The 19,106-nt window shown below is 34.8% G+C and carries 16 protein-coding genes; 8 read left to right on the forward strand and 8 right to left on the reverse strand.

Features of this window, described 5'->3' with window-relative positions; all coding sequences use genetic code 11:
• Positions 1–52 precede the first annotated feature (52 nt).
• Together BUE24_RS01270 and BUE24_RS01275 are read right to left on the reverse strand one after the other, a co-directional pair.
• A complete protein-coding gene (locus BUE24_RS01270; protein WP_073312810.1) occupies positions 53–2,551 on the reverse strand; it encodes a PIG-L family deacetylase in 2,499 nt (832 codons plus the stop codon).
• Positions 2,552–2,665: 114 nt separating this feature from the next.
• Positions 2,666–4,840, reverse strand: coding sequence for an endonuclease MutS2 (locus tag BUE24_RS01275; RefSeq protein ID WP_073312812.1), 2,175 nt, complete (start codon positions 4,838–4,840; stop codon positions 2,666–2,668).
• Between the two features lie 86 nt (positions 4,841–4,926).
• Here BUE24_RS01275 and BUE24_RS01280 point away from each other — a divergent pair, with 86 nt between their 5' ends.
• On the forward strand, positions 4,927–5,592 hold the full coding sequence (locus BUE24_RS01280; RefSeq protein WP_073312814.1) for a uracil-DNA glycosylase: 666 nt from the start codon (positions 4,927–4,929) through the stop codon (positions 5,590–5,592).
• Here BUE24_RS01280 and BUE24_RS23790 read toward each other — a convergent pair whose 3' ends face one another.
• Both BUE24_RS23790 and BUE24_RS01285 read right to left on the reverse strand, forming a co-directional pair.
• Positions 5,593–5,763 (reverse strand): hypothetical protein, encoded by a 171-nt coding sequence (locus BUE24_RS23790; RefSeq protein WP_170864525.1) that lies wholly within the window; start codon positions 5,761–5,763, stop codon positions 5,593–5,595.
• A 284-nt stretch (positions 5,764–6,047) separates the two neighbouring features.
• A complete protein-coding gene (locus BUE24_RS01285; protein WP_073312816.1) occupies positions 6,048–6,899 on the reverse strand; it encodes a substrate-binding domain-containing protein in 852 nt (283 codons plus the stop codon).
• A gap of 150 nt (positions 6,900–7,049) precedes the next feature.
• Between BUE24_RS01285 and BUE24_RS23795 the strand changes: the two genes are divergently transcribed.
• Positions 7,050–7,196, forward strand: coding sequence for a hypothetical protein (locus tag BUE24_RS23795; RefSeq protein WP_170864526.1), 147 nt, complete (start codon positions 7,050–7,052; stop codon positions 7,194–7,196).
• A gap of 92 nt (positions 7,197–7,288) precedes the next feature.
• On the opposite strand, the gene BUE24_RS01290 is transcribed toward BUE24_RS23795, so the two are convergent.
• From BUE24_RS01290 to BUE24_RS01305, 4 genes are read right to left on the reverse strand one after another with little or no spacing between them, the layout of a single operon-like run.
• A complete protein-coding gene (locus BUE24_RS01290) occupies positions 7,289–8,161 on the reverse strand; it encodes a nucleoside phosphorylase (protein ID WP_073312819.1) in 873 nt (290 codons plus the stop codon).
• A gap of 1 nt (position 8,162) precedes the next feature.
• Positions 8,163–9,104 carry a DUF1835 domain-containing protein gene (locus tag BUE24_RS01295; protein ID WP_244548101.1) on the reverse strand — a complete coding sequence of 314 codons (942 nt, stop codon included), beginning with the start codon at positions 9,102–9,104 and terminating at the stop codon, positions 8,163–8,165.
• Between the two features lie 21 nt (positions 9,105–9,125).
• A complete protein-coding gene (locus BUE24_RS01300; RefSeq protein ID WP_073312821.1) occupies positions 9,126–9,458 on the reverse strand; it encodes a translation initiation factor in 333 nt (110 codons plus the stop codon).
• 12 nt (positions 9,459–9,470) lie between these two features.
• A complete protein-coding gene (locus BUE24_RS01305) occupies positions 9,471–10,421 on the reverse strand; it encodes an isopenicillin N synthase family dioxygenase (protein ID WP_073312823.1) in 951 nt (316 codons plus the stop codon).
• 255 nt (positions 10,422–10,676) lie between these two features.
• On the opposite strand from BUE24_RS01305, the gene BUE24_RS01310 reads away from it, so the two are divergent.
• The 6 genes from BUE24_RS01310 to BUE24_RS01335 all read left to right on the forward strand — a co-directional run bounded on the left by BUE24_RS01310 (position 10,677) and on the right by BUE24_RS01335 (position 19,105).
• The gene (locus BUE24_RS01310) at positions 10,677–12,683 is read left to right on the forward strand and encodes an alpha-ketoacid dehydrogenase subunit alpha/beta (RefSeq protein ID WP_073312824.1); all 2,007 of its coding nucleotides are present in this window, start codon (positions 10,677–10,679) and stop codon (positions 12,681–12,683) included.
• Positions 12,684–12,940: 257 nt separating this feature from the next.
• On the forward strand, positions 12,941–13,936 hold the full coding sequence (locus tag BUE24_RS01315; protein WP_073312825.1) for an SDR family oxidoreductase: 996 nt from the start codon (positions 12,941–12,943) through the stop codon (positions 13,934–13,936).
• 38 nt (positions 13,937–13,974) lie between these two features.
• The gene (locus BUE24_RS01320; RefSeq protein WP_073312827.1) at positions 13,975–15,258 is read left to right on the forward strand and encodes a nucleotide sugar dehydrogenase; all 1,284 of its coding nucleotides are present in this window, start codon (positions 13,975–13,977) and stop codon (positions 15,256–15,258) included.
• Between the two features lie 49 nt (positions 15,259–15,307).
• Positions 15,308–16,849 carry a lipopolysaccharide biosynthesis protein gene (locus tag BUE24_RS01325; RefSeq protein WP_073312829.1) on the forward strand — a complete coding sequence of 514 codons (1,542 nt, stop codon included), beginning with the start codon at positions 15,308–15,310 and terminating at the stop codon, positions 16,847–16,849.
• Positions 16,850–16,851: 2 nt separating this feature from the next.
• Positions 16,852–18,132, forward strand: coding sequence for a hypothetical protein (locus tag BUE24_RS01330; protein ID WP_073312831.1), 1,281 nt, complete (start codon positions 16,852–16,854; stop codon positions 18,130–18,132).
• Positions 18,133–18,136: 4 nt separating this feature from the next.
• Entirely contained in the window at positions 18,137–19,105 is a 969-nt protein-coding gene (locus tag BUE24_RS01335) for a polysaccharide pyruvyl transferase family protein (RefSeq protein ID WP_073312833.1), read from the forward strand.
• Position 19,106: the final 1 nt, after the last annotated feature.

The raw sequence follows: 19,106 nt of genomic DNA on the forward strand, positions 1-19,106 counted from the left end.
ATACCATTTTTTCCAAACAAATTTCTCTTCGTTCTTCATGCTTTTAGATCTTTTATTTTCCTAAAGATAACATATTAGCAAATAAGCGGTAAGCACCGGATACTCCAGCAGGGAATTCTCTAAAGAAACTTAATCCAGTATACACGTAATATCCTTTACCATACTGAGCTACTAACAAAGGTCCTTTTTTTAGAGATTCTCCTTTATCATTTGCGGCCAAAATAGGTGTATATTCGCTAGACCATTCTTTGGGGAAATATAAACCTCTTTCTTGCACCCAACCTTGAAAATCCTGAGAGGAGATTTTATTAGGAGTATTGAGCACCTGATGGTCTGGGGCCAAAAATGTAATTTCTGCATTTTCGTCGGTAACGCGATCTCTAGAGAGCTGAATAGGGAAGGGACCTAAGTTGTCTTTTACCTTTAGTCGATGACTTGTATTGTATTGTATCACAAGATTCCCTCCATTTTTTACATAATCCAATAAGATTTGCTGTTTGAATTTGAGTTCTTCTACAGTATTATAAGCTCTAATACCCACAACAATGGCATCGTATGCAGATAAGGTTTCTGGTGAAATAGATTCGGGATGTACAGTCGTTACTTTGTATCCTATTTGCTCTAGACTTTCGGGAACGACATCTCCAGCACCTTCTATATATCCAATATTTTGTCCTTTTTTCTTGATGTCTAGACGAACCACTTTAGTTTGAGATGGCAATGTTACCGTTTGAAACGGAATATGATCATAATCTATAGTGATTAATTCTTTCGAATACGTTTTTCCATTCACCGTTATTTTAGGAGAAATATACCCCTCACTCTGTTGCTGTGGAGCAGTGAGTTTAAAAACAACCGTTTTTTCTTCTCCTTTTTGGGATAACTGAAAATCTATGTTTGATGGTTCAATACTCCAGCCTTGAGGATGGTCTAAAGTAATAGATCCTTTCAAATTAGCCTTACCAGACTTAATGGTAACTGGTACTTGTTTTGAAGGCCCATTAGCGTAAATAATTACTTTGTCTTTTATTCCTGCAGATACAACAGGGATGATTTCAAAGGGTTTGTAAACTTCACCTTTTACGGGATCATTAGTTTTATAAACCACATCTTTAGTAAAGGAAACAGGAGTTCCTTCGATATCAAGATTAAAAACAGCTTTTATTTTATGATCAGTTTCCGGTTTACCAATGAGGTTGCGATCGTCTACCTTGTACATCCCTAAGGTTCCTTTTTCATTTAACCAATAAGGATTTGTTGCTTCAAACGATGCTGGTATTTTTCCTTTTAGATCAATAGTCTGCTTTTCATTATTAGCTAATACTTTTTCAACATTTTGAGTACTTCCAATAGCATCAAGTGTGATTGATTTCAAAGTAATTGTACTTGCGCTTCGGTTGATGGCTTCAATCTTAATGCTTACATCATTACCTAAAGAGGAATTGGATTCTGATGAAACCGCTTCTAGATATAAACCTGAAACGGCAGCAATAATATCTTTAATTTCTTTGGACTTTACAGTTTTCCAATGCTCATCTTCTAATTGCTGAATTAAAGCGTATGCTTTGACCAATTGAGGTACACAAGCTGATGGGTTTCTGAAATCAAAATCCTTTTCGACTTGATATAAGATATCACCAATAGCTTTTCCTCCTTTAACTCTATTCCACGAAGTGTCAATACCATCAAAGACATTAGTTTTATCTTGTGGAAGATCTCCTTTTATAATTTCGACATATTCTTTTTGTTTTCCTCTAGAACCAGTACTCCCAAATCCTTGAGATTTATGTTGACTTCGACTAAGCGAAGCAATTTCGGTGTTGGATAAGCCTATCTCAGGGTAAAAAACACCTGTGTCAAAAGACATTAGCTTTGATTTGTCTGCTTTTTCGAAATTTTCTCTACTCCCGTAGAACCACCAAGAAGTATTAAAAAACAATCGCTTGGGTTGCCAGGTAGATACATATTTTAATTGATCTGGATAGACCGAGGCATCTGCGGTCAGATCAAAAGCTTCTTCGCTCAACATCGCCGAAGTGGTATGATGACCATGGGTGGTACCTGGAGTTCTATGGTCAAAACGATTGATAATTACATCTGGTTTAAATTTTCTGATTGCCCAAACGACATCACTCATTACTTGGTCTTTGTCCCAAATAGATAAGGTCTCATTCGGATGTTTTGAGAAACCAAAATCGTTTGCTCTTGTAAACATTTGTTCACCACCGTCGGTTCTTCTTGCTGCTAATAGTTCCTGTGTTCGAATCACACCAAGAAGTTCTCGAATTTCTGGTCCAATCAAATTTTGTCCACCATCACCTCTAGTTAGAGAAAGATATGCCGTTCTTGCTTTTACCTTATTGGCCATGTAGGAAATAAGTCTAGTATTCTCATCATCCGGATGAGCAGCTACATATAATACAGAACCGAGGAAGTTTAACTTTTTTATGGCTTCATGGATTTCTGCAGAGGTTGGTTTATTTGGCTTTTGAGCAATACTATTGATCGGAATTAAAAGACTAAAACCAATAACTAGGAGTAACTTTCGCATAATTCTTTAGTGCAATTTTGATTGTAATTGCACCAAATATATAAAGATAAAACGCGCAGAAAAGTGGTTTAAGTATACTTTAACAAGGGATAGTTACCAATATGGTGTCGGCTTTTATTTCTTTGATCGTTCTACAAACTCTAATTGATCCAGGGTAACATTTGTAGTAAAAATACCATAGTTTACAATCGCTTTTTCCTTTTCGATAGTATCAATCGTTCCTACTGATTTCCCATCGATCATGCGAACCCGATCTCCAACTTTTAGGGTAACTTTGGGTTTGTTTTGTATTATTTTTTCTTCTTTCTTTTTTTCTTCTTTTTTCTTTTCCCGAATTACTTTTACTTTTTCGGTAACTTCTTTTACAACCTTTTGTTCCTTGGTTTTCTTGATCTTGCGTTCTTTGACGGATTGCTTTTTTCGTTTCGAATTTTCTACTTCTACAATTTTTAGAAATTCATTAATCAATTCGCGCTTTCTTTTGTTATTGAAATACTTCTCGCTTAGATCATTTACTTTTTGACCAAGGTATATCATACGTTGATTCGCATCATAAAGTTCCTGATAGCTTTCAAGTTTTCGTTGTATACGATCGTTGATTTTCTCTAATTTTTCTTTTTGAGCTTCTGCTTTTTGCTCTTTGGTTTTTAAGGAAGAAGTTGTTTTTTGAAGCTTTGATCGTTCCTTTTGCAGGTTTGCGATACTTTTATCAAATCTAATTTTGCCTCGTTCTACTTTTTTCTTGGCTTTGTTGATTAAGCTATATGGGATACCATTTTTTTGAGCAACTTCAAAAGTAAATGAACTACCTGCTTCTCCTAGATGTAATTTGAAAAGAGGTAATAGCGTTCTTGAGTCAAAAAGCATATTGGCATTGGTCATGTTCGGAAGCTCATTAGCCAACATTTTTAGATTTGCGTAATGTGTCGTAATGATCCCAAAAGATTCTCTTTCGTAGAATACTTCGAGAAAAGCTTCAGCCAGGGCACCTCCTAGTTCTGGATCGGACCCGGTACCAAATTCATCAATCAGGAATAGTGTTTTGTCGTTACATTTGCGAAGAAAGTAATTCATATTCTTCAATCGATAACTATAGGTACTCAAATGATTTTCTATAGATTGATTGTCTCCAATATCCGTTAGAATTACATCAAACAAGCACATTCTGCTGTATTCGTGAACCGGAATTAAAATACCACTCTGTAGCATTACTTGTAATAAACCAATGGTCTTTAGCGTGATACTTTTTCCTCCAGCATTAGGTCCAGAAATCACTATTATTCTATTATTCTGGTCTAGAGATATGGTTTGCGGAAATGTCTTTTCTCCTTTTTCGATGTTACTCAGATATAAAAGGGGATGGTATGCATCTTTTAAGGATAGTTCTCTACTATCTGTAATTTTTGGAAGTACCGCATTTAACTGGTTGGCATATTTTGATTTTGCGGCTACAATATCGATATCACTCAAGTATTCCTGATACTCCTGTAATAATTCTATAAACGGACGTAGTTTGTTGGTGAGCAGCTTAAGAATTTTTACTACCTCTTCTCGTTCTTCATATTTCAGATTACTCAGTTCACGACTAAATTGTAAAGTAGTTTCAGGTTCTATGTATACAATACTTCCTGTTTTTGAATTTCCCATAATCGCTCCTTTTACTTTGCGGCGATACATGGATTTTACAGCCAAGACTCTTCGATTATCAACTACACTTTCCTTGATTTCATCCAAATATCCTAAGCTATTGTAATGGGTAAGATCTTTACCAAAACTTCCATTCAGTTTTCCTTGGATGATGTTTATTCGTTTTCTGAGTTGCAATAAAACGGCTGAAGCATTATCTTTTACTTCTCCAAACTTATCTATTACAGCATCAAAACAAAGAATAATTTCTTTGGTAAATGGTATTTCGGTCGATGTTTGATATAGAAAAGGGTAAAGCTCTCTATTAGACTTGAAAAAATGTAATAGGTCATTACAAGTGACACTTATAGATACTAATTTTTTCAAGTTTGACGCTTCCAAAAACGTATTTTCAATGTTGAGGAGTTGAATTTCCTTATTGATACTATCAAATCCATGATTTGGAATACGGGCATCGTTGAGATAAGATGATTTATATTCATTAACATGCTGTAAGGACGTCATTAAAAGTTCTTTGCTCTCATGTGGAGTGATTTGCAAAGCTTTTGATTTACCATAATCAGTAACACATAACTCGGCAACATGCACAAGAACTTTATCTAATTCTAGGTCCTTAAGGGTTTTTTCAGAAATACGAATCATACTTTTTTAAGCCGTTTTTTTGGCCTATATTTCTCAAGTTTTTTAAGAGAAGCAAAAGTACATAATTAGAATAATTTATCGCGTAGATGGATGTAAATATTGAACCTGGCTGGAAAGAACAGCTAAAAGAAGAATTTGACAAACCCTATTTTTCTGAGTTGGTTAACTTCGTAAAAACCGAATATAGAAGTAATACTTGTTATCCAGCAGGTTCTAGAATCTTTTCAGCTTTTGACTACTGTAGCTTTGACGAAGTAAAAGTAGTGATTATCGGTCAAGATCCGTATCATGGAGTAGGGCAAGCCAATGGGTTGTGTTTCTCAGTAAATGATGGTATAGCAATGCCACCATCATTAATCAATATATTTAAAGAGATAGAAACTGATCTAGAGATTCCTTTTCCAGAAACTGGAAATCTAGAACGATGGGCGAAACAAGGTGTATTGCTTTTGAACGCAACTTTAACGGTAAGAGCACATCAAGCAGGTTCTCATCAAAATAAAGGATGGGAGAAATTTACGGATGCTGTTATCAAATGTATTTCTGATAAAAAAGAAAAGGTGGTGTTTTTACTATGGGGTGGTTTTGCTAAAAAGAAAGGAGCAAAAATAAATAAGAATAAGCATTGCGTACTCACAAGTGGTCATCCTTCACCACTTAGTGCGAATAGAGGATACTGGTTTGGTAATAAGCATTTCAGTAAGGTAAATGAATACTTATTGCAAACCGATCAAACCAAAATACAATGGTAGCTATGCCGCAGTTTGTATTTCTGAGCTTTTTGCTTTGCCGGTATTGATGTGGTTGATTTTTCCTTTGGCCTTGGCCTTTTTCTTTCTGCCATCTACAGATTGCATGCTAAAGCGCAACAGCACAAAGTTAAAGGCGATCAAACCTATTAGTATTAGTAAAAAAGTAGTCATAGTGATTTGTTAGTTAATTATTAGATGCATTAAATACAAAATGGTTGCTTATGCGTTAATAATTAGTTCATTGGGGTAGGCTTGGCAAATGTACAAAAATATTTTATTTCTGTATGTATTTGAATTATAGATAATTAATTATTAACGGTTTGATAAATTTTGACTTGGATCTTCATGTATATTATAGTTTTACTCTTAATTTTTTAACATTCCTTTAGTATAAAACGTTTTAAACCTAAAACACCCTACCTCAGTTTAAAAAAATATTTTAAAATTTAATAAGATTAAAATCTATACATCAAATCTTCTGGAGAAATGGTTTCATCAATAATATTCAACGCGTGCAATTGTTCTTGAATATAAAGAAGTGTCTTTTGATCGATAATTGATTGACTCCATTGAGTTATGGTTAGCCATTTTTGGATATCCTCTAAACGCTGATCATATCTATGAGAAAGGGTTCGATCTATACTTGGGATGTTTTTGAAATCAGCCGTTGTTGTATTGATAATATTCAGGATTTTTTCTATTTGATCATGTTTTGTTTTTATAATTTCATCTCTTACTGCAATGACAAAACATGGCCATGGGGTTGGATAATCTGCAACTCTTCTAAAAGTTCCATTATCTACCAAAGGCTTGGTAGTAAAATGTTCCCACATAAAATAGTCGGCTTTTCCTGCAGTAAGTGCATCTATAGCTCCGTTCAAATTTTGAGTGACTTCAAAGCTTAATGAAGAAGTATCCCAATTCTGTGACTGTGCATTCATATAAGCCATTAGTTCAGAACCAGAACCATATCGACTTATTGCTATTTTGGTATTTTCTAGTTGAGATAATTCGGTGTAGTGCGAGTTAGATGCAACGTGTATCCCCCATATTAATGGTGTCTGAATATAGGTTTGTACAATTTTGGATGGATTACCGCCGATAATATCTTTAACAATGCCTTCGGTAAGAATGATTGCCATATCTATTTCCGAATTACGCAATGCTTCACACATAGCTCCAGTACCACCATAGTAATTTGTCCATTCTAGTTGTATACCTTCTTTTTCATAACTCTTATCTTCAATGGTTAAGTGCCATGGTAAGTTAAAATGTTCAGGAACTCCTCCAATTTTTATGGTATGCATGCGTAATAAATTAATAAATATGTGTATTTCATCGATTATTTATGTTTTTTAACGATGAAATTAAATTCTTTTTTCTATATTTGACCTATTATTCTTCCAGACAGAAGTATATTTGATAACAATTTAGAACCCAAAATAAAAACAATTGCTATGAAAAAGAATTTTCTTAAAACCAAAAGCGCTTATGTAAAAGTTGCCAAGTTAAAAAATAATCCTGTTGAAAATGGAATTGTAGTTTTTATCGGGGTTTTATTATTAACAAATTTACTGATAAGTCTCAAAATATTGTTTGGTTAATAGACAATCAAAATTGCCCTAATTATTTTCATAATATTTTAATGATTAAAAGATGAGTATTACTCATCTTTTTTTATTGGTCACTTGGTCATTCAGAAACTTGCAATTTTAGAAAGCGTATACTGAATAAGCTGATCTACAGTTTCTTTAGGTCGTTTGCTAAATGTTCCGTTGATTCTATTGGCTAAGATAGCATTCATAGAAACAGCTTTATGTCCCAAGAGTTTTGCCATTCCATAAATTCCTGCCGTCTCCATCTCCAAATTAGTTATTCTTTTGTTGTTGTAAACGAATGAGGTAATTTTATCATTCATTTTTTTATCAGGAATTGCAAGTCGTAATATCCTTCCTTGAGGTCCATAAAAACCAACATTGGTCGCTGTTACTCCTTTTTTAGTTCGTTCACTATGCATATGATTCCCTAAACTTTCATCATATCCAACTGTATAAGGAAGTGATCGATTTTTATTCCAATCCATATGCTTGATCAAAGATTCTGAAAATTCTTTTTGTAGTATAGTTTCGTTTTGATAGAAATGAAGAAGACTGTCAAATCCGATGGCCATCTCCGAAATAACAAAACTATCTACATCAATTTCTTTTTGTACAGAACCAGAGGTGCCTATTCTTATGATATTTAGAGAAGTAAGTTCTTGTTTAATTTCTCTTGTGTTCAAATCAATATTTACTAATGCGTCTAACTCATTTAAAACAATATCTATGTTGTCTGTGCCAATTCCTGTAGAAATCACTGTAATTCTATGACCTTTATAGGAGCCAGTTTGTGTATGAAATTCTCGTTTTCGAATTACAAACTCTACAGATTCGAAATATTTGGTTACATCGTTTACACGATCCGGATCCCCTACAGTAATAATAGTTTGTGCTAAATGTTCTGGCTTTAAATTAAGGTGATAGATACTACCGTCTGTATTGAGAATGAGTTCTGATTCGGCTATAGGCATATTATAGTTTTAATAGGGTATGTGTTTCTGTATTGTACAAATAATCGTATTTTTTTACTCCTCCGTAATGCCAATCTAACTTTTGAGTGTTGTAAAAATTCTTTTTACTATCCAGAGCTAGCTTACCTCTTTCGGACAAATTGAGTTGATCTTTGGTTTGATCCAAAAATTGAAAGAGTCTTGCAATTACTCTTTTCATTTGCATATCTCCATATCCATAATACCCTTGATATTCTAATGCATATCCCATAAGTTGACGAACATTTTTTATTTGATGTGTGTCAATCATTTCAAGGATGTTGTGTTCTAATATGTTCAATCCGGTGAGCATATTAGGGAAACGCTGTAAATGAGCTCTTAAACAAATGGATAGGTATTCAAAAGATGACTGCTTTTTGATCTGACCTGCAATCTTTTTTGGATTGGATTCGCAATATAATGTCCAGACATAATCTGCCAATTCTAGATCATCTAGTGAAAGCAATACTTTATTTTGATAGTGTATTTTTATTTGAGCAGTAGACAGCTCGCATAAACCCATTAATTTTTTATCACTCTCTGTTCTTCCACTACATACAAGATAGATTGGTATATCTTGTATTCCTTTTCTCAACAGGAGGCTTATAGCAGCAATCATATTGATATGACAAAACAGATCATATTCGAACCACAAGATAATTTCATCATAGTTTTGAAGATTATCTAGTAGTTGCAGCTGAGAAACAAATTTAGTTTCATAATCGTTAGACGGGATACGGTAGTATTTCTTTAAAAAATCTTTTCGTTTTTTTATGCCGTCATCGCTTTCAATTTTAACAGAGGTGGGGCCTTCGCACAACATTTCCCGCCATGTAAAAAAATCTCCCTCTACAAGTTGCTGCTCTTGTAATCGATCTGTTAGACTGTCTCCGTTAGTGATATGTAATATTCCTCCTGTTGCCAAAATAAAATACAGGTAATTATGTTAACCTCCTACTCGTTTTACTTTAAATCCTTTCTCTTTTAGGATGTTCATAATCTGATCACGATAATCTCCCTGTATAATGATAGCATCATTTTTAAAACTACCACCCACACTTAAACGTGTCTTCAACTCTTTGGCTAATTTTTTAAAATCTTCATCAGCACCGGTATATCCCTCTAGAATGGTAATAGGTTTTCCCTTTCGCTTTTCATACTTACAAATTATAGGATCATCTTGCATCCATAGTTTATCTTCCGGTGCTTCTGTACGGTTTTCCTCTTTGTTAAACTCGTGATCAGGAAAAAGGTTTTTCAATTGATCTTGTAAATCCATATTATCCTTAGCCTATTTTTTGATCAATCCTATCTCTACCAGCCGCTGATGCAAAAACTCTCCAGCAGTTATGTCATCATATTGCTTTGGATTTTCAGAAGTTACACACTCTTCCAAACAATTCAACTTCATATCACTTCTAGGGTGCATAAAGAAAGGTATAGAATATCTTGGTTTGCCCCATTGTTCTTTGGGTGGATTTACAACCCTGTGTATAGTAGATCTTAGCTTGTTATTAGTATGTCTTTCTAACATATCTCCCACATTGATTACCAATTCGTCATCTTGGGGTATTGCATCTATCCATTCCCCATCTTTACGCTGTACTTGTAAACCTCCTGTTGAAGCACCCATTAGCAGCGTGATCAAATTAATATCTCCATGTGCACCTGCGCGTACAGCACCTTTTGGTTCTTCGGTAATAGGAGGATAGTGAATCGGTCTTAGAATGCTATTCCCGTTACTTGCCCAATGATCAAAATAATTTTCGTCCAAACCAATGTATAAAGCTAATGCTCTTAATACATAAATTCCTGTTTTTTCCAGCATGCGATAGGCTTCCATACCTGTTGCATTAAAATCTTCAAGTTCATCTACTACTATATTTTCTGGGTATTCTTCGATAAGGTTAGCATCTTTATCAGGTTCTTGTCCAAAATGCCAAAACTCCTTCAGATCACCTTCTTTTTTCCCTTTAGCATGTTCTTTTCCAAAAGAAGTATATCCTCGTTGACCTCCTAGACCTTCAATTTCATACTTTTCCTTGGCTTCTACAGGTAAAGCAAAGAAATTTTTAACTTCTTTATATAGATTTTCTACTAACTGATCGCTTAAGAAATGATTTTTTAAAGCTACGAAACCTATTTCCTCATAGGCGCGCCCTATTTCATTTACAAATTTTTGCTTCTTAGCAGGGTCTTCAGATAAAAAATCTGCTAAATCAACGCTAGGTATATTATTCATTGGATATATGCTTAATTATTGAAGAACTAAAATAAGGTGTATTTTATATAAAAACCATGAATTGTCTTCAAAAAGTTTTCGAGTTTAATTTCTGATCAAATTAATTATTTTTAGAAATATTAATAAGAAACTAAGGTAAATTTAATTAATTCGTATGATTGTTTGGATTAAATTAACAACTACTTAATAATATTCCTTTTTTGCTGCGATTTCTGAAGTAAAAAATAATTACATTTATTCTTTTAATTCTCATGTATGGATTACATTTCTGATGAAAAATCACCCCTCCAATTTGATAGAAAGCAATTGGATAACGAGACCTTAATTTCCCTTTACGAAAAGATGGTCAAACCGAGATTGATTGAAGAAAAAATGTTGGTGTTACTAAGACAAGGTAAGATCTCAAAATGGTTTAGTGGTATTGGGCAGGAGGCGATTGCTGTTGGGGTAACTGCCGCGTTGAATCAAGATGAATATATTTTGCCAATGCATAGAAATCTTGGCGTGTTTACTTCAAGGAATATTCCATTATTCAGATTGTTTTCTCAGTGGCAAGGTAAATCGAATGGATTTACGAATGGTAGAGATCGTTCCTTTCATTTTGGAACGCAGGAATTTAAGATTGTAGGTATGATTTCTCATTTGGGCCCACAAATGGGGATAGCATGTGGGATTTCATTAGGTGATGTTTTAAAGAAAAGTAATAGGGTTACAGCGGTGTTTACCGGAGAAGGAGGAACTAGTGAAGGTGATTTTCATGAAGCACTGAATGTAGCCTCTGTGTGGAGTTTGCCTGTACTGTTTTGTATTGAAAATAATGGATATGGTCTATCAACACCGACCAGCGAACAATATAATTGCGTGGATCTTGCTGATAGAGGAAAAGGATACGGGATAGAATCTTATGTAATCGAAGGAAATAATGTTTTGGAAGTATACACCAAGGTTGCCGGGTTGGTTAAGAGTGTTCGGGAGCATCCTCGTCCTGTACTGTTGGAATTTAAAACGTTTAGGATGCGTGGACATGAAGAAGCTAGTGGAACCAAATATGTTCCTCAGGAGCTCATGGACTTTTGGCAAACAAAAGATCCGATAGACAATTATAGAAGTTATTTACAAGATTTAGGTCTTTTATCATCTGTTGAAGATGAAGCTTTACAAGTTGCTATTAAACAGGAAATAGATGAGCATTGGGAACGAACAAATGCGGAGGAGAATGTTGTCGTAGACCTAGAAAAAGAAATGAACGATGTGTATGCTCCACATGATTTTCGTAAAGTTGATCCAAATGAGACTTCCAAAGAATTGAGATTAATAGATGCAATCTCGCAAGGTTTGTATCAAGCGATGGAAAAGTATAAGGATCTTGTAATAATGGGACAAGATATTGCAGAGTATGGTGGAGTGTTTAAAATAACCGAAGGCTTCGTGGAGGCATTCGGTAAACAAAGAGTGAGAAATACTCCAATCTGTGAATCTGCTATTGTTTCTACAGGATATGGGTTGTCTGTAAATGATCATAAGGCTGTTGTAGAGATGCAATTTGCTGATTTCGTGTCTTCGGGATTCAATCCAATTGTCAATTTATTGGCAAAATCCAATTATAGATGGGGGCAAACTGCAGATGTAGTGATTCGTATGCCATGTGGAGCAGGAGTAGGAGCCGGCCCTTTTCATAGTCAAACCAATGAAGCTTGGTTTACTAAAGTTCCAGGACTTAAAGTGGTATATCCAGCGTTTCCAAAAGATGCAAAAGGTTTATTGATTAGTGCAATAGAAGATCCTAATCCAGTACTGTTTTTTGAACATAAGGCTTTATACCGTAGTATTCGACAAGAAGTACCTGAGGACTATTATAACCTGCCGATTGGTAAGGCATCGACTCTAAAAGAAGGGAATGACGTTACTATTATAAGTTATGGAACAGGAGTGCACTGGGTATTGGAAACTCTGAGTAAACATGAAACTATTTCTGCAGAGGTTATTGATTTACGAACATTACAACCTCTGGACACGACTACTATTTATGCCTCGGTTAAGAAAACAGGAAAGGTAATTGTGCTACAAGAAGATACTTTGTTCGGAGGGATTGCTTCAGAAATAGCGGCTCTTATCATGGAAGAGTGTTTTGAGTTTTTGGATGCACCTGTAAAAAGAGTAGGGAGTATAGAAACACCAATACCTTTTGATTCAGGATTAGAAAAACAGTTCTTAGCAAAAAATGTTTTTGAAGAAGAATTAATCCGATTATTACAGTACTAATTTTGTCTTTTTTATATTAAGAAAACGTTATTGTTAATAAAAAACGTTAAAAAATTAAATATCTGATTTTTAGTTTATTAAGTGGTTTTTGTTGGCTCAGTGGTTGTTTTTTTACGTTAACCGACACACCCAGAATTTAAATAGGGGTAAAATCCCCTTTAACATATGTTGTATGTTCTTTTGGTAAATGTTAATTTCGCGCTGGCTATGGAAATCATAGTTTTGGGATTAAAAAACAGGGGGTTAAAACATAATACATGGACACTAAACAGATAGAACAGTTGCGTTCTTCAAGGATACTCGTGACTGGTGCTGCGGGTTTTATTGGATCTAATCTTTGCGAAACCTTATTGGATCTAGGTAGCAATGTGGTAGGAATGGATAATTTTGCTACCGGACACAGAAAAAATATTTCTTCATTACTAGAACATCAGAACTTTACTTTTGTAGAAGGAGATATTAGAGATTTGGATGCTTGTCATAAAGCATGTGAAGGCGCAGATTTTGTATTACATCAGGCGGCACTTGGATCTGTTCCACGTTCTATAAATGATCCAATAACCAGTAATGATGTAAATGTTGGAGGATTTCTAAATATGTTGGTTGCTTCCAGAGATGCGGGAGTTAAACGTTTTGTGTATGCGGCCAGTTCTTCTACCTATGGAGATTCCAAGGCCTTACCTAAGATTGAAGAAAATATCGGTAAGCCGCTTTCTCCATATGCGATTACCAAATATGTTAACGAATTATATGCCGATAACTTCAAAAGAACTTATGATTTAGATACTGTTGGATTACGTTATTTTAATGTTTTTGGACGTAAACAAGATCCGGAGGGAGCTTATGCCGCAGTAATTCCTAAATTTGTAATGCAATTGATGAAACATGAATCACCCGTAATAAATGGTGATGGTAGTTTTTCTAGAGACTTTACCTATATCGATAATGTAATTCAGATGAATATTTGTGCAATCACAACAAATAATACAGAGGCACTGAATAATGTATATAATACGGCATTTGGTGAAAGAACATCGCTTAATGAATTGACAGTGTTATTAAAAGAATATTTATCAGAATATGATGCCGACATCGCTGATGTGGATATACAATATGGACCAGAGCGAAAAGGCGATGTTCCGCATTCGTTGGCTTCTATAGATAAGGCAAAAGCTCTTTTGGGGTATGACCCTAAGTTTGATATGAAAACTGGACTAAAAGAAGCTGTAAAGTGGTATTGGGATAATTTATAATCTTATTCACCAGCAAACACAATAAATAAACAACCATTATGCAAGATACTAAGATCGCAGTAATCGGATTGGGATATGTAGGACTTCCGTTAGCAAGATTATTCGCCACAAAATTCCCCGTAGTAGGATTCGATATTAATCAAAATAGGATATCAGAATTGCAATCAGGTACGGATTCTACTTTAGAAGTTGAAGATGATTTGTTGAAAGAGGTATTAAAAACGAATAATGATCTTACATCAAATGGTTTGTTTTGTACTAATAACATTGAAGAAATAAAGGATTGTAACTACTATGTAGTTACTGTGCCTACTCCGGTGGATAAAAATAACCGCCCGGATTTGACACCTTTGTATAAGTCTAGTGAGACTGTTGGATCTGTACTTAAAAAAGGAGACATAGTTATTTATGAATCTACAGTATACCCAGGAGTTACTGAAGAAGAATGTATACCTGTTCTTGAAAGAATAAGCGGATTAAAATTTAATGTAGATTTTTATGCAGGGTATTCTCCAGAACGAATAAACCCCGGAGATAAGAAACATACCGTTGAAAAAATCCTAAAGGTCACGGCAGGCTCTACTCCAGAAATAGGAAAAAAGGTAGATGCCTTATATGCCTCCGTAATTGAAGCAGGAACACACCTTGCTCCAACTATCAAAGTAGCTGAAGCGGCCAAAGTTATAGAAAATTCCCAACGAGATATTAATATTGCTTTTGTAAATGAACTGGCAAAAATCTTCAATTTAATGGATATCGACACTCACGATGTACTTGCCGCTGCAGGAACAAAGTGGAATTTTTTACCGTTCAAACCTGGTTTGGTAGGAGGGCATTGCATTGGAGTAGATCCTTATTATCTGGCTCAAAGAGCACAGGAGTTTGGATATCACCCCGAAATTATTTTGGCGGGTAGAAGATTAAATGATAGTATGGGGAATTATGTTGCTTCCGAAGTAATTAAGCTAATGGTAAAACATGATATTCATATCAAAGGGGCTAATGTTTTAGTATTGGGAGTGACCTTCAAGGAAAATTGCCCTGATGTTCGTAATACTAGAGCGGTTGATGTAATTGATCAATTAAAGGATTTTGGAACTAATGTAACGGTTTATGACCCTTGGGCAAATCCGGAAGAAGTAATGCATGAATACAATCTAGAAACGACTACTAATATTCCAAGTCAAAAATTTGATGCGATTGTTCTTACGGTAGCACATAAAGAATATTTGGATGTTGATCTTAACACTTTGCTGGTGCCCAATGGGGTTCTCTATGATGTAAAAGGAATTCTGGAAGGAGAAGTACAAGGAAGATTATAAGTATTACCGAGTTTTTAATTTTAGCAACTAAACAACTAATACATCTAAATTGAGCCAACTAAAGAAAGGAGCGTTACTTACGTACTTAAAAATTGTGCTTACCAATGTTATAGGAATAATGATGACACCGTTTATCGTTAGCAACATTGGAAAGGATGAATATGGTATATTTAATGCTGTTGGGGCACTAATAGGCACGATTGCTCTTTTGGACTTTGGCTTAACTAACACTGTAGTTCGTTTCGTTGCCAAATATAGGGCAGAAAAGGATAGAAAAGGTGAAGAGAATTTTCTGGCAACAGTGCGATTAATATACTTTGTTATCTCCATGCTGGTTATCTTGCTGGGTGTTATTTTTTATTTCTTTCTAGATACTTATTTTACCAAGTTCAATGCCGAGGAAATTAGAATTACCAAGATCATGTTTGTAATTCTGATTATAAATCTGGCGATATATCTTCCTGGTATGATTTTTACAGGAATCTGCAAAGGGTATGAAGCTTTTGTTTTTCCGGAATCTGTAGGTATTATTAGGTACCTTCTTAGATCGGCAACCATAGTAGCAGTTCTTTTGTTTGGTGGTAAGGCGATATCATTGGTGATAGTGGATTCATTGTTTAATTTGTTTACTATTACGGTTACAGGGTATTATGTTTTCAAAAAATTAAAAGTAAGGTTTAAACTTCATCAGCTTTCTAAACAATATATCCTTCATATTTTTAAGTATTCTGGTTGGATCTTTGTATTTTCATTAGTAGCAATGTTACAGTGGAAATCCGGAAGTTGGGTGTTGGGATCTATGAGTTTGCCCAAAGTACTTGGTATTTACGGTATCGGGATTGCTCTAGGATCATATTATGGAACTTTTTCAACTGCTATCTCTAGTGTTTTCTTGCCAAGAGCAACACAAATGTCTGTAAATAATGCATCTGGCGAGGAATTGACAAGTATGATGATTAAATTAGGTAGGTTGTCTTTTATCATATTAATGTATGTACTTGGAGCTTTTATATTGTACGGAGAGCAGTTCATAAATTTATGGGTTGGAGGAGGAGATGCTGAAAACTCTGGAAGATATACTCGAAGTGAATGTAAGGAAATCTATATTATTGCAGTTGCCATTATGGTTGGATATACTTTACCATTGTTACAAGCTTTTGGAAACTCGATTCTTGAAGCAAAGAATAAATTATCCTTCAAAGCAATACTATATTTTGTTTTTATGTTTTTGGGCGCATTATCAGGATGGCTATTGGCTTATGAGTATGGAGCTATAGGAATGATTTCTGGACTTGTAGGGGGATGGTTGATTGTGCAGAACGTAATGAATTTTTACTATCATAAAACCATTGGATTGAATATTTTTAGGTTTTTCAGAGAAATGTTACATAAGTCATCCCTGGTAATAATTTTAGTGATTTTCATAGGGTATTTTATCAATTATATTCCTGGAGAGGGTTGGCTTAATTTTGTGGTAAAAGGAGTTACCTATACGGCAGTATTTATTCCGCTAATGTACTTTTTGGGAATGCTGGACTATGAAAAACAATTATTTATCAAACCAATAGCATCAGTGCTGAAACGAAAATAAGAATGGATACAGTTAAGTTACAACATATTTCGTATTCTGATAATGGTCAAAAAATAAACTATGCATATACCGCCAATGGTAATGCGCAAAAGTACTTTGTTCAGGAAAAACCTTTGTATTTTAAATACTTGGTGGATGTAAGTACAGTCCCAGATAGTGTAGCAGTGATTCCTTTTTTGTCTAATTTACTTCCGATAGCTTGGTTTGCAGGGTTTACTATAGAAGTTGATGAGGTAGATGAGGATTTCTATCATTCTCAAGAGATCGTTAAGAAAGAATTTGAAAAGAGAGATACTTCCAGAACACTTTCAGGAGGATTAACTGCAAAAACTTTAATAAAGAATAATTGCAAAGGTGATAAAACAGCTATGCTGTTTAGCGGAGGCGTAGATGCTTATGCTACCTACATCCGGGCATATGAGCAAAAACCGGATTTAATCACGTTATTGGGAGCCGATATCGAGATTGAAGATCAAAAACAGTGGACAGAGTTTACCGACTTTATAGAAAATGAAGAGTTATTAAAAAATAACCATAAAGAATATATAGAAACCAATCTTAGGGATTTTTATACTTATCAGGTAGAGTTATTGCTTAATGATATAGGCTGGTGGGGAAAAGTACAACATGGTTTGGCTCTAATAGGAGCTCTAGCGCCACTTTCATTTTTATATAACTATGGATCGATTTACATCGCTTCTTCTTATACTGATAATATAGACATAGATTGGGGTTCTACTCCAGAAATGGATGAAAAAATCACATGGGGAGGCGGAATCAAAGTGTTGCATGATGGTTACGAACTAAAGCGTCAGGACAAAGTTGATCTCATTGCTGGTTTTGCTTCAAATACAAACACCAAATTCAGATTACGGGTATGCTATTCTGAAAGACGAACAGAATTTAACTGTAGCAGTTGCGAAAAGTGCTTCAGAACAATTTTGGGATTAATATTGAATGGCAAGGATCCTAATGATTATGGTTTCAATGTTGATGAAGGTATTTACGATAAGTTTTACACCGTGCTTGATATTGGAGGAGCGAGTAAAGGAGTACGATACTTTTGGTGGGAATTAATGGAAAAAGCAAAGTCGGTTGATGATTTCTTTGTTTTTAAAGATAAGGAAATTGAGACTCAGCTGATGAATGATATTCGAAAGGGAAAAATTGATCGGCTTTTGGAACACAAAATAAATAATCCTCATAAAGGAATTCACCGAATGAAATTTATTTTAAGAAATAAATTTCCATGGTTGATCAAATTATACAGAAAAATAAAATAGACAGATGAAATACGGGTTATTAACATACGATGAGAATAGACGTTTTTTTAACGTAGGAGACAATATTCAGAGTTTGGCGGCTAAGCAGTTTTTGCCTAAAGTAGATCAATTATTAAATCGCGAAAGGCTGGCAGAGTATTCTGGAGAACCAATCAAATTGATCATGAATGGTTGGTTTACGCACAATACTCATAATTGGGTGCCGTCGGAACCGATAGATCCGGTGTTTGTGTCTTTTCATATGAACAATACTGCGGCTCCTTTTATGCTTAGTGAAAAAGGAATAGCTTATCTAAAAAAGCATGAACCTATTGGGTGTAGAGATCAGTTTACAGCAGATACGTTGAAAGCAAAAGGTATTGATGCTTATTTTACAGGTTGTCTTACGTTAACTTTGGATTCGTACAAAGTTGACGATGCTGAGAGAGGAGATCAGATTTATATCGTAGATCCATTATATAGTTACCCAAGACCAGAAAAAGTATTTTATAATACGAAAAATACGGTGAGGAATATTCTGAATGGTTCAGCATTCCAGTTGGGTAAAAAGAACAAACATCTTAAGAATTTTATTAGCAAAGAGGTTTTAGAAACTGCAGAATTCATTAATCAGGAGCCACCTTCAAATAAATACACCGACGAGGAGAAGTTTGATATGGCTGAAAATCTACTCAAGAAATATGCAAGAGCAAGATTAGTAATCACTTCCAGAATTCATTGTGCTTTACCTTGTCTAGCACTAGGTACCCCAGTGATTTTTGTGAATGGGTTTGACAGTTTTGTAGATTCTTGTCGTTTTGATGGGATCTTAGAACTGTTTAACCGAATAGATGTGAATAGTAAAACAGGTGAGTTTACAGCTAATTTCCCTCTAGAGGGGCAAATTGGTCTGGATACGATGGTGAAAAATTTAGAGAAACACCATGATCTAGCCAATGCATTAAAAGAAAAAGTAACCAGTAAACTAAATTAGA

The organism is Aquimarina spongiae (genome assembly GCF_900141785.1).
Classification (GTDB): Bacteria; Bacteroidota; Bacteroidia; order Flavobacteriales; family Flavobacteriaceae; genus Aquimarina; species Aquimarina spongiae.

Coding starts and splice junctions, on each gene's coding strand:
- BUE24_RS01315 (WP_073312825.1), top strand. CDS start 12,941: ATGGACACTAAACAGATAGAACAGTTGCGTTCTTCAAGGATACTCGTG.
- BUE24_RS01280 (WP_073312814.1), top strand. CDS start 4,927: ATGGATGTAAATATTGAACCTGGCTGGAAAGAACAGCTAAAAGAAGAA.
- BUE24_RS23795 (WP_170864526.1), top strand. CDS start 7,050: ATGAAAAAGAATTTTCTTAAAACCAAAAGCGCTTATGTAAAAGTTGCC.
- BUE24_RS01305 (WP_073312823.1), bottom strand. CDS start 10,421: ATGAATAATATACCTAGCGTTGATTTAGCAGATTTTTTATCTGAAGAC.
- BUE24_RS01290 (WP_073312819.1), bottom strand. CDS start 8,161: ATGCCTATAGCCGAATCAGAACTCATTCTCAATACAGACGGTAGTATC.
- BUE24_RS01330 (WP_073312831.1), top strand. CDS start 16,852: ATGGATACAGTTAAGTTACAACATATTTCGTATTCTGATAATGGTCAA.
- BUE24_RS01335 (WP_073312833.1), top strand. CDS start 18,137: ATGAAATACGGGTTATTAACATACGATGAGAATAGACGTTTTTTTAAC.
- BUE24_RS01300 (WP_073312821.1), bottom strand. CDS start 9,458: ATGGATTTACAAGATCAATTGAAAAACCTTTTTCCTGATCACGAGTTT.
- BUE24_RS23790 (WP_170864525.1), bottom strand. CDS start 5,763: ATGACTACTTTTTTACTAATACTAATAGGTTTGATCGCCTTTAACTTT.
- BUE24_RS01275 (WP_073312812.1), bottom strand. CDS start 4,840: ATGATTCGTATTTCTGAAAAAACCCTTAAGGACCTAGAATTAGATAAA.
- BUE24_RS01285 (WP_073312816.1), bottom strand. CDS start 6,899: ATGCATACCATAAAAATTGGAGGAGTTCCTGAACATTTTAACTTACCA.
- BUE24_RS01270 (WP_073312810.1), bottom strand. CDS start 2,551: ATGCGAAAGTTACTCCTAGTTATTGGTTTTAGTCTTTTAATTCCGATC.
- BUE24_RS01310 (WP_073312824.1), top strand. CDS start 10,677: ATGGATTACATTTCTGATGAAAAATCACCCCTCCAATTTGATAGAAAG.
- BUE24_RS01320 (WP_073312827.1), top strand. CDS start 13,975: ATGCAAGATACTAAGATCGCAGTAATCGGATTGGGATATGTAGGACTT.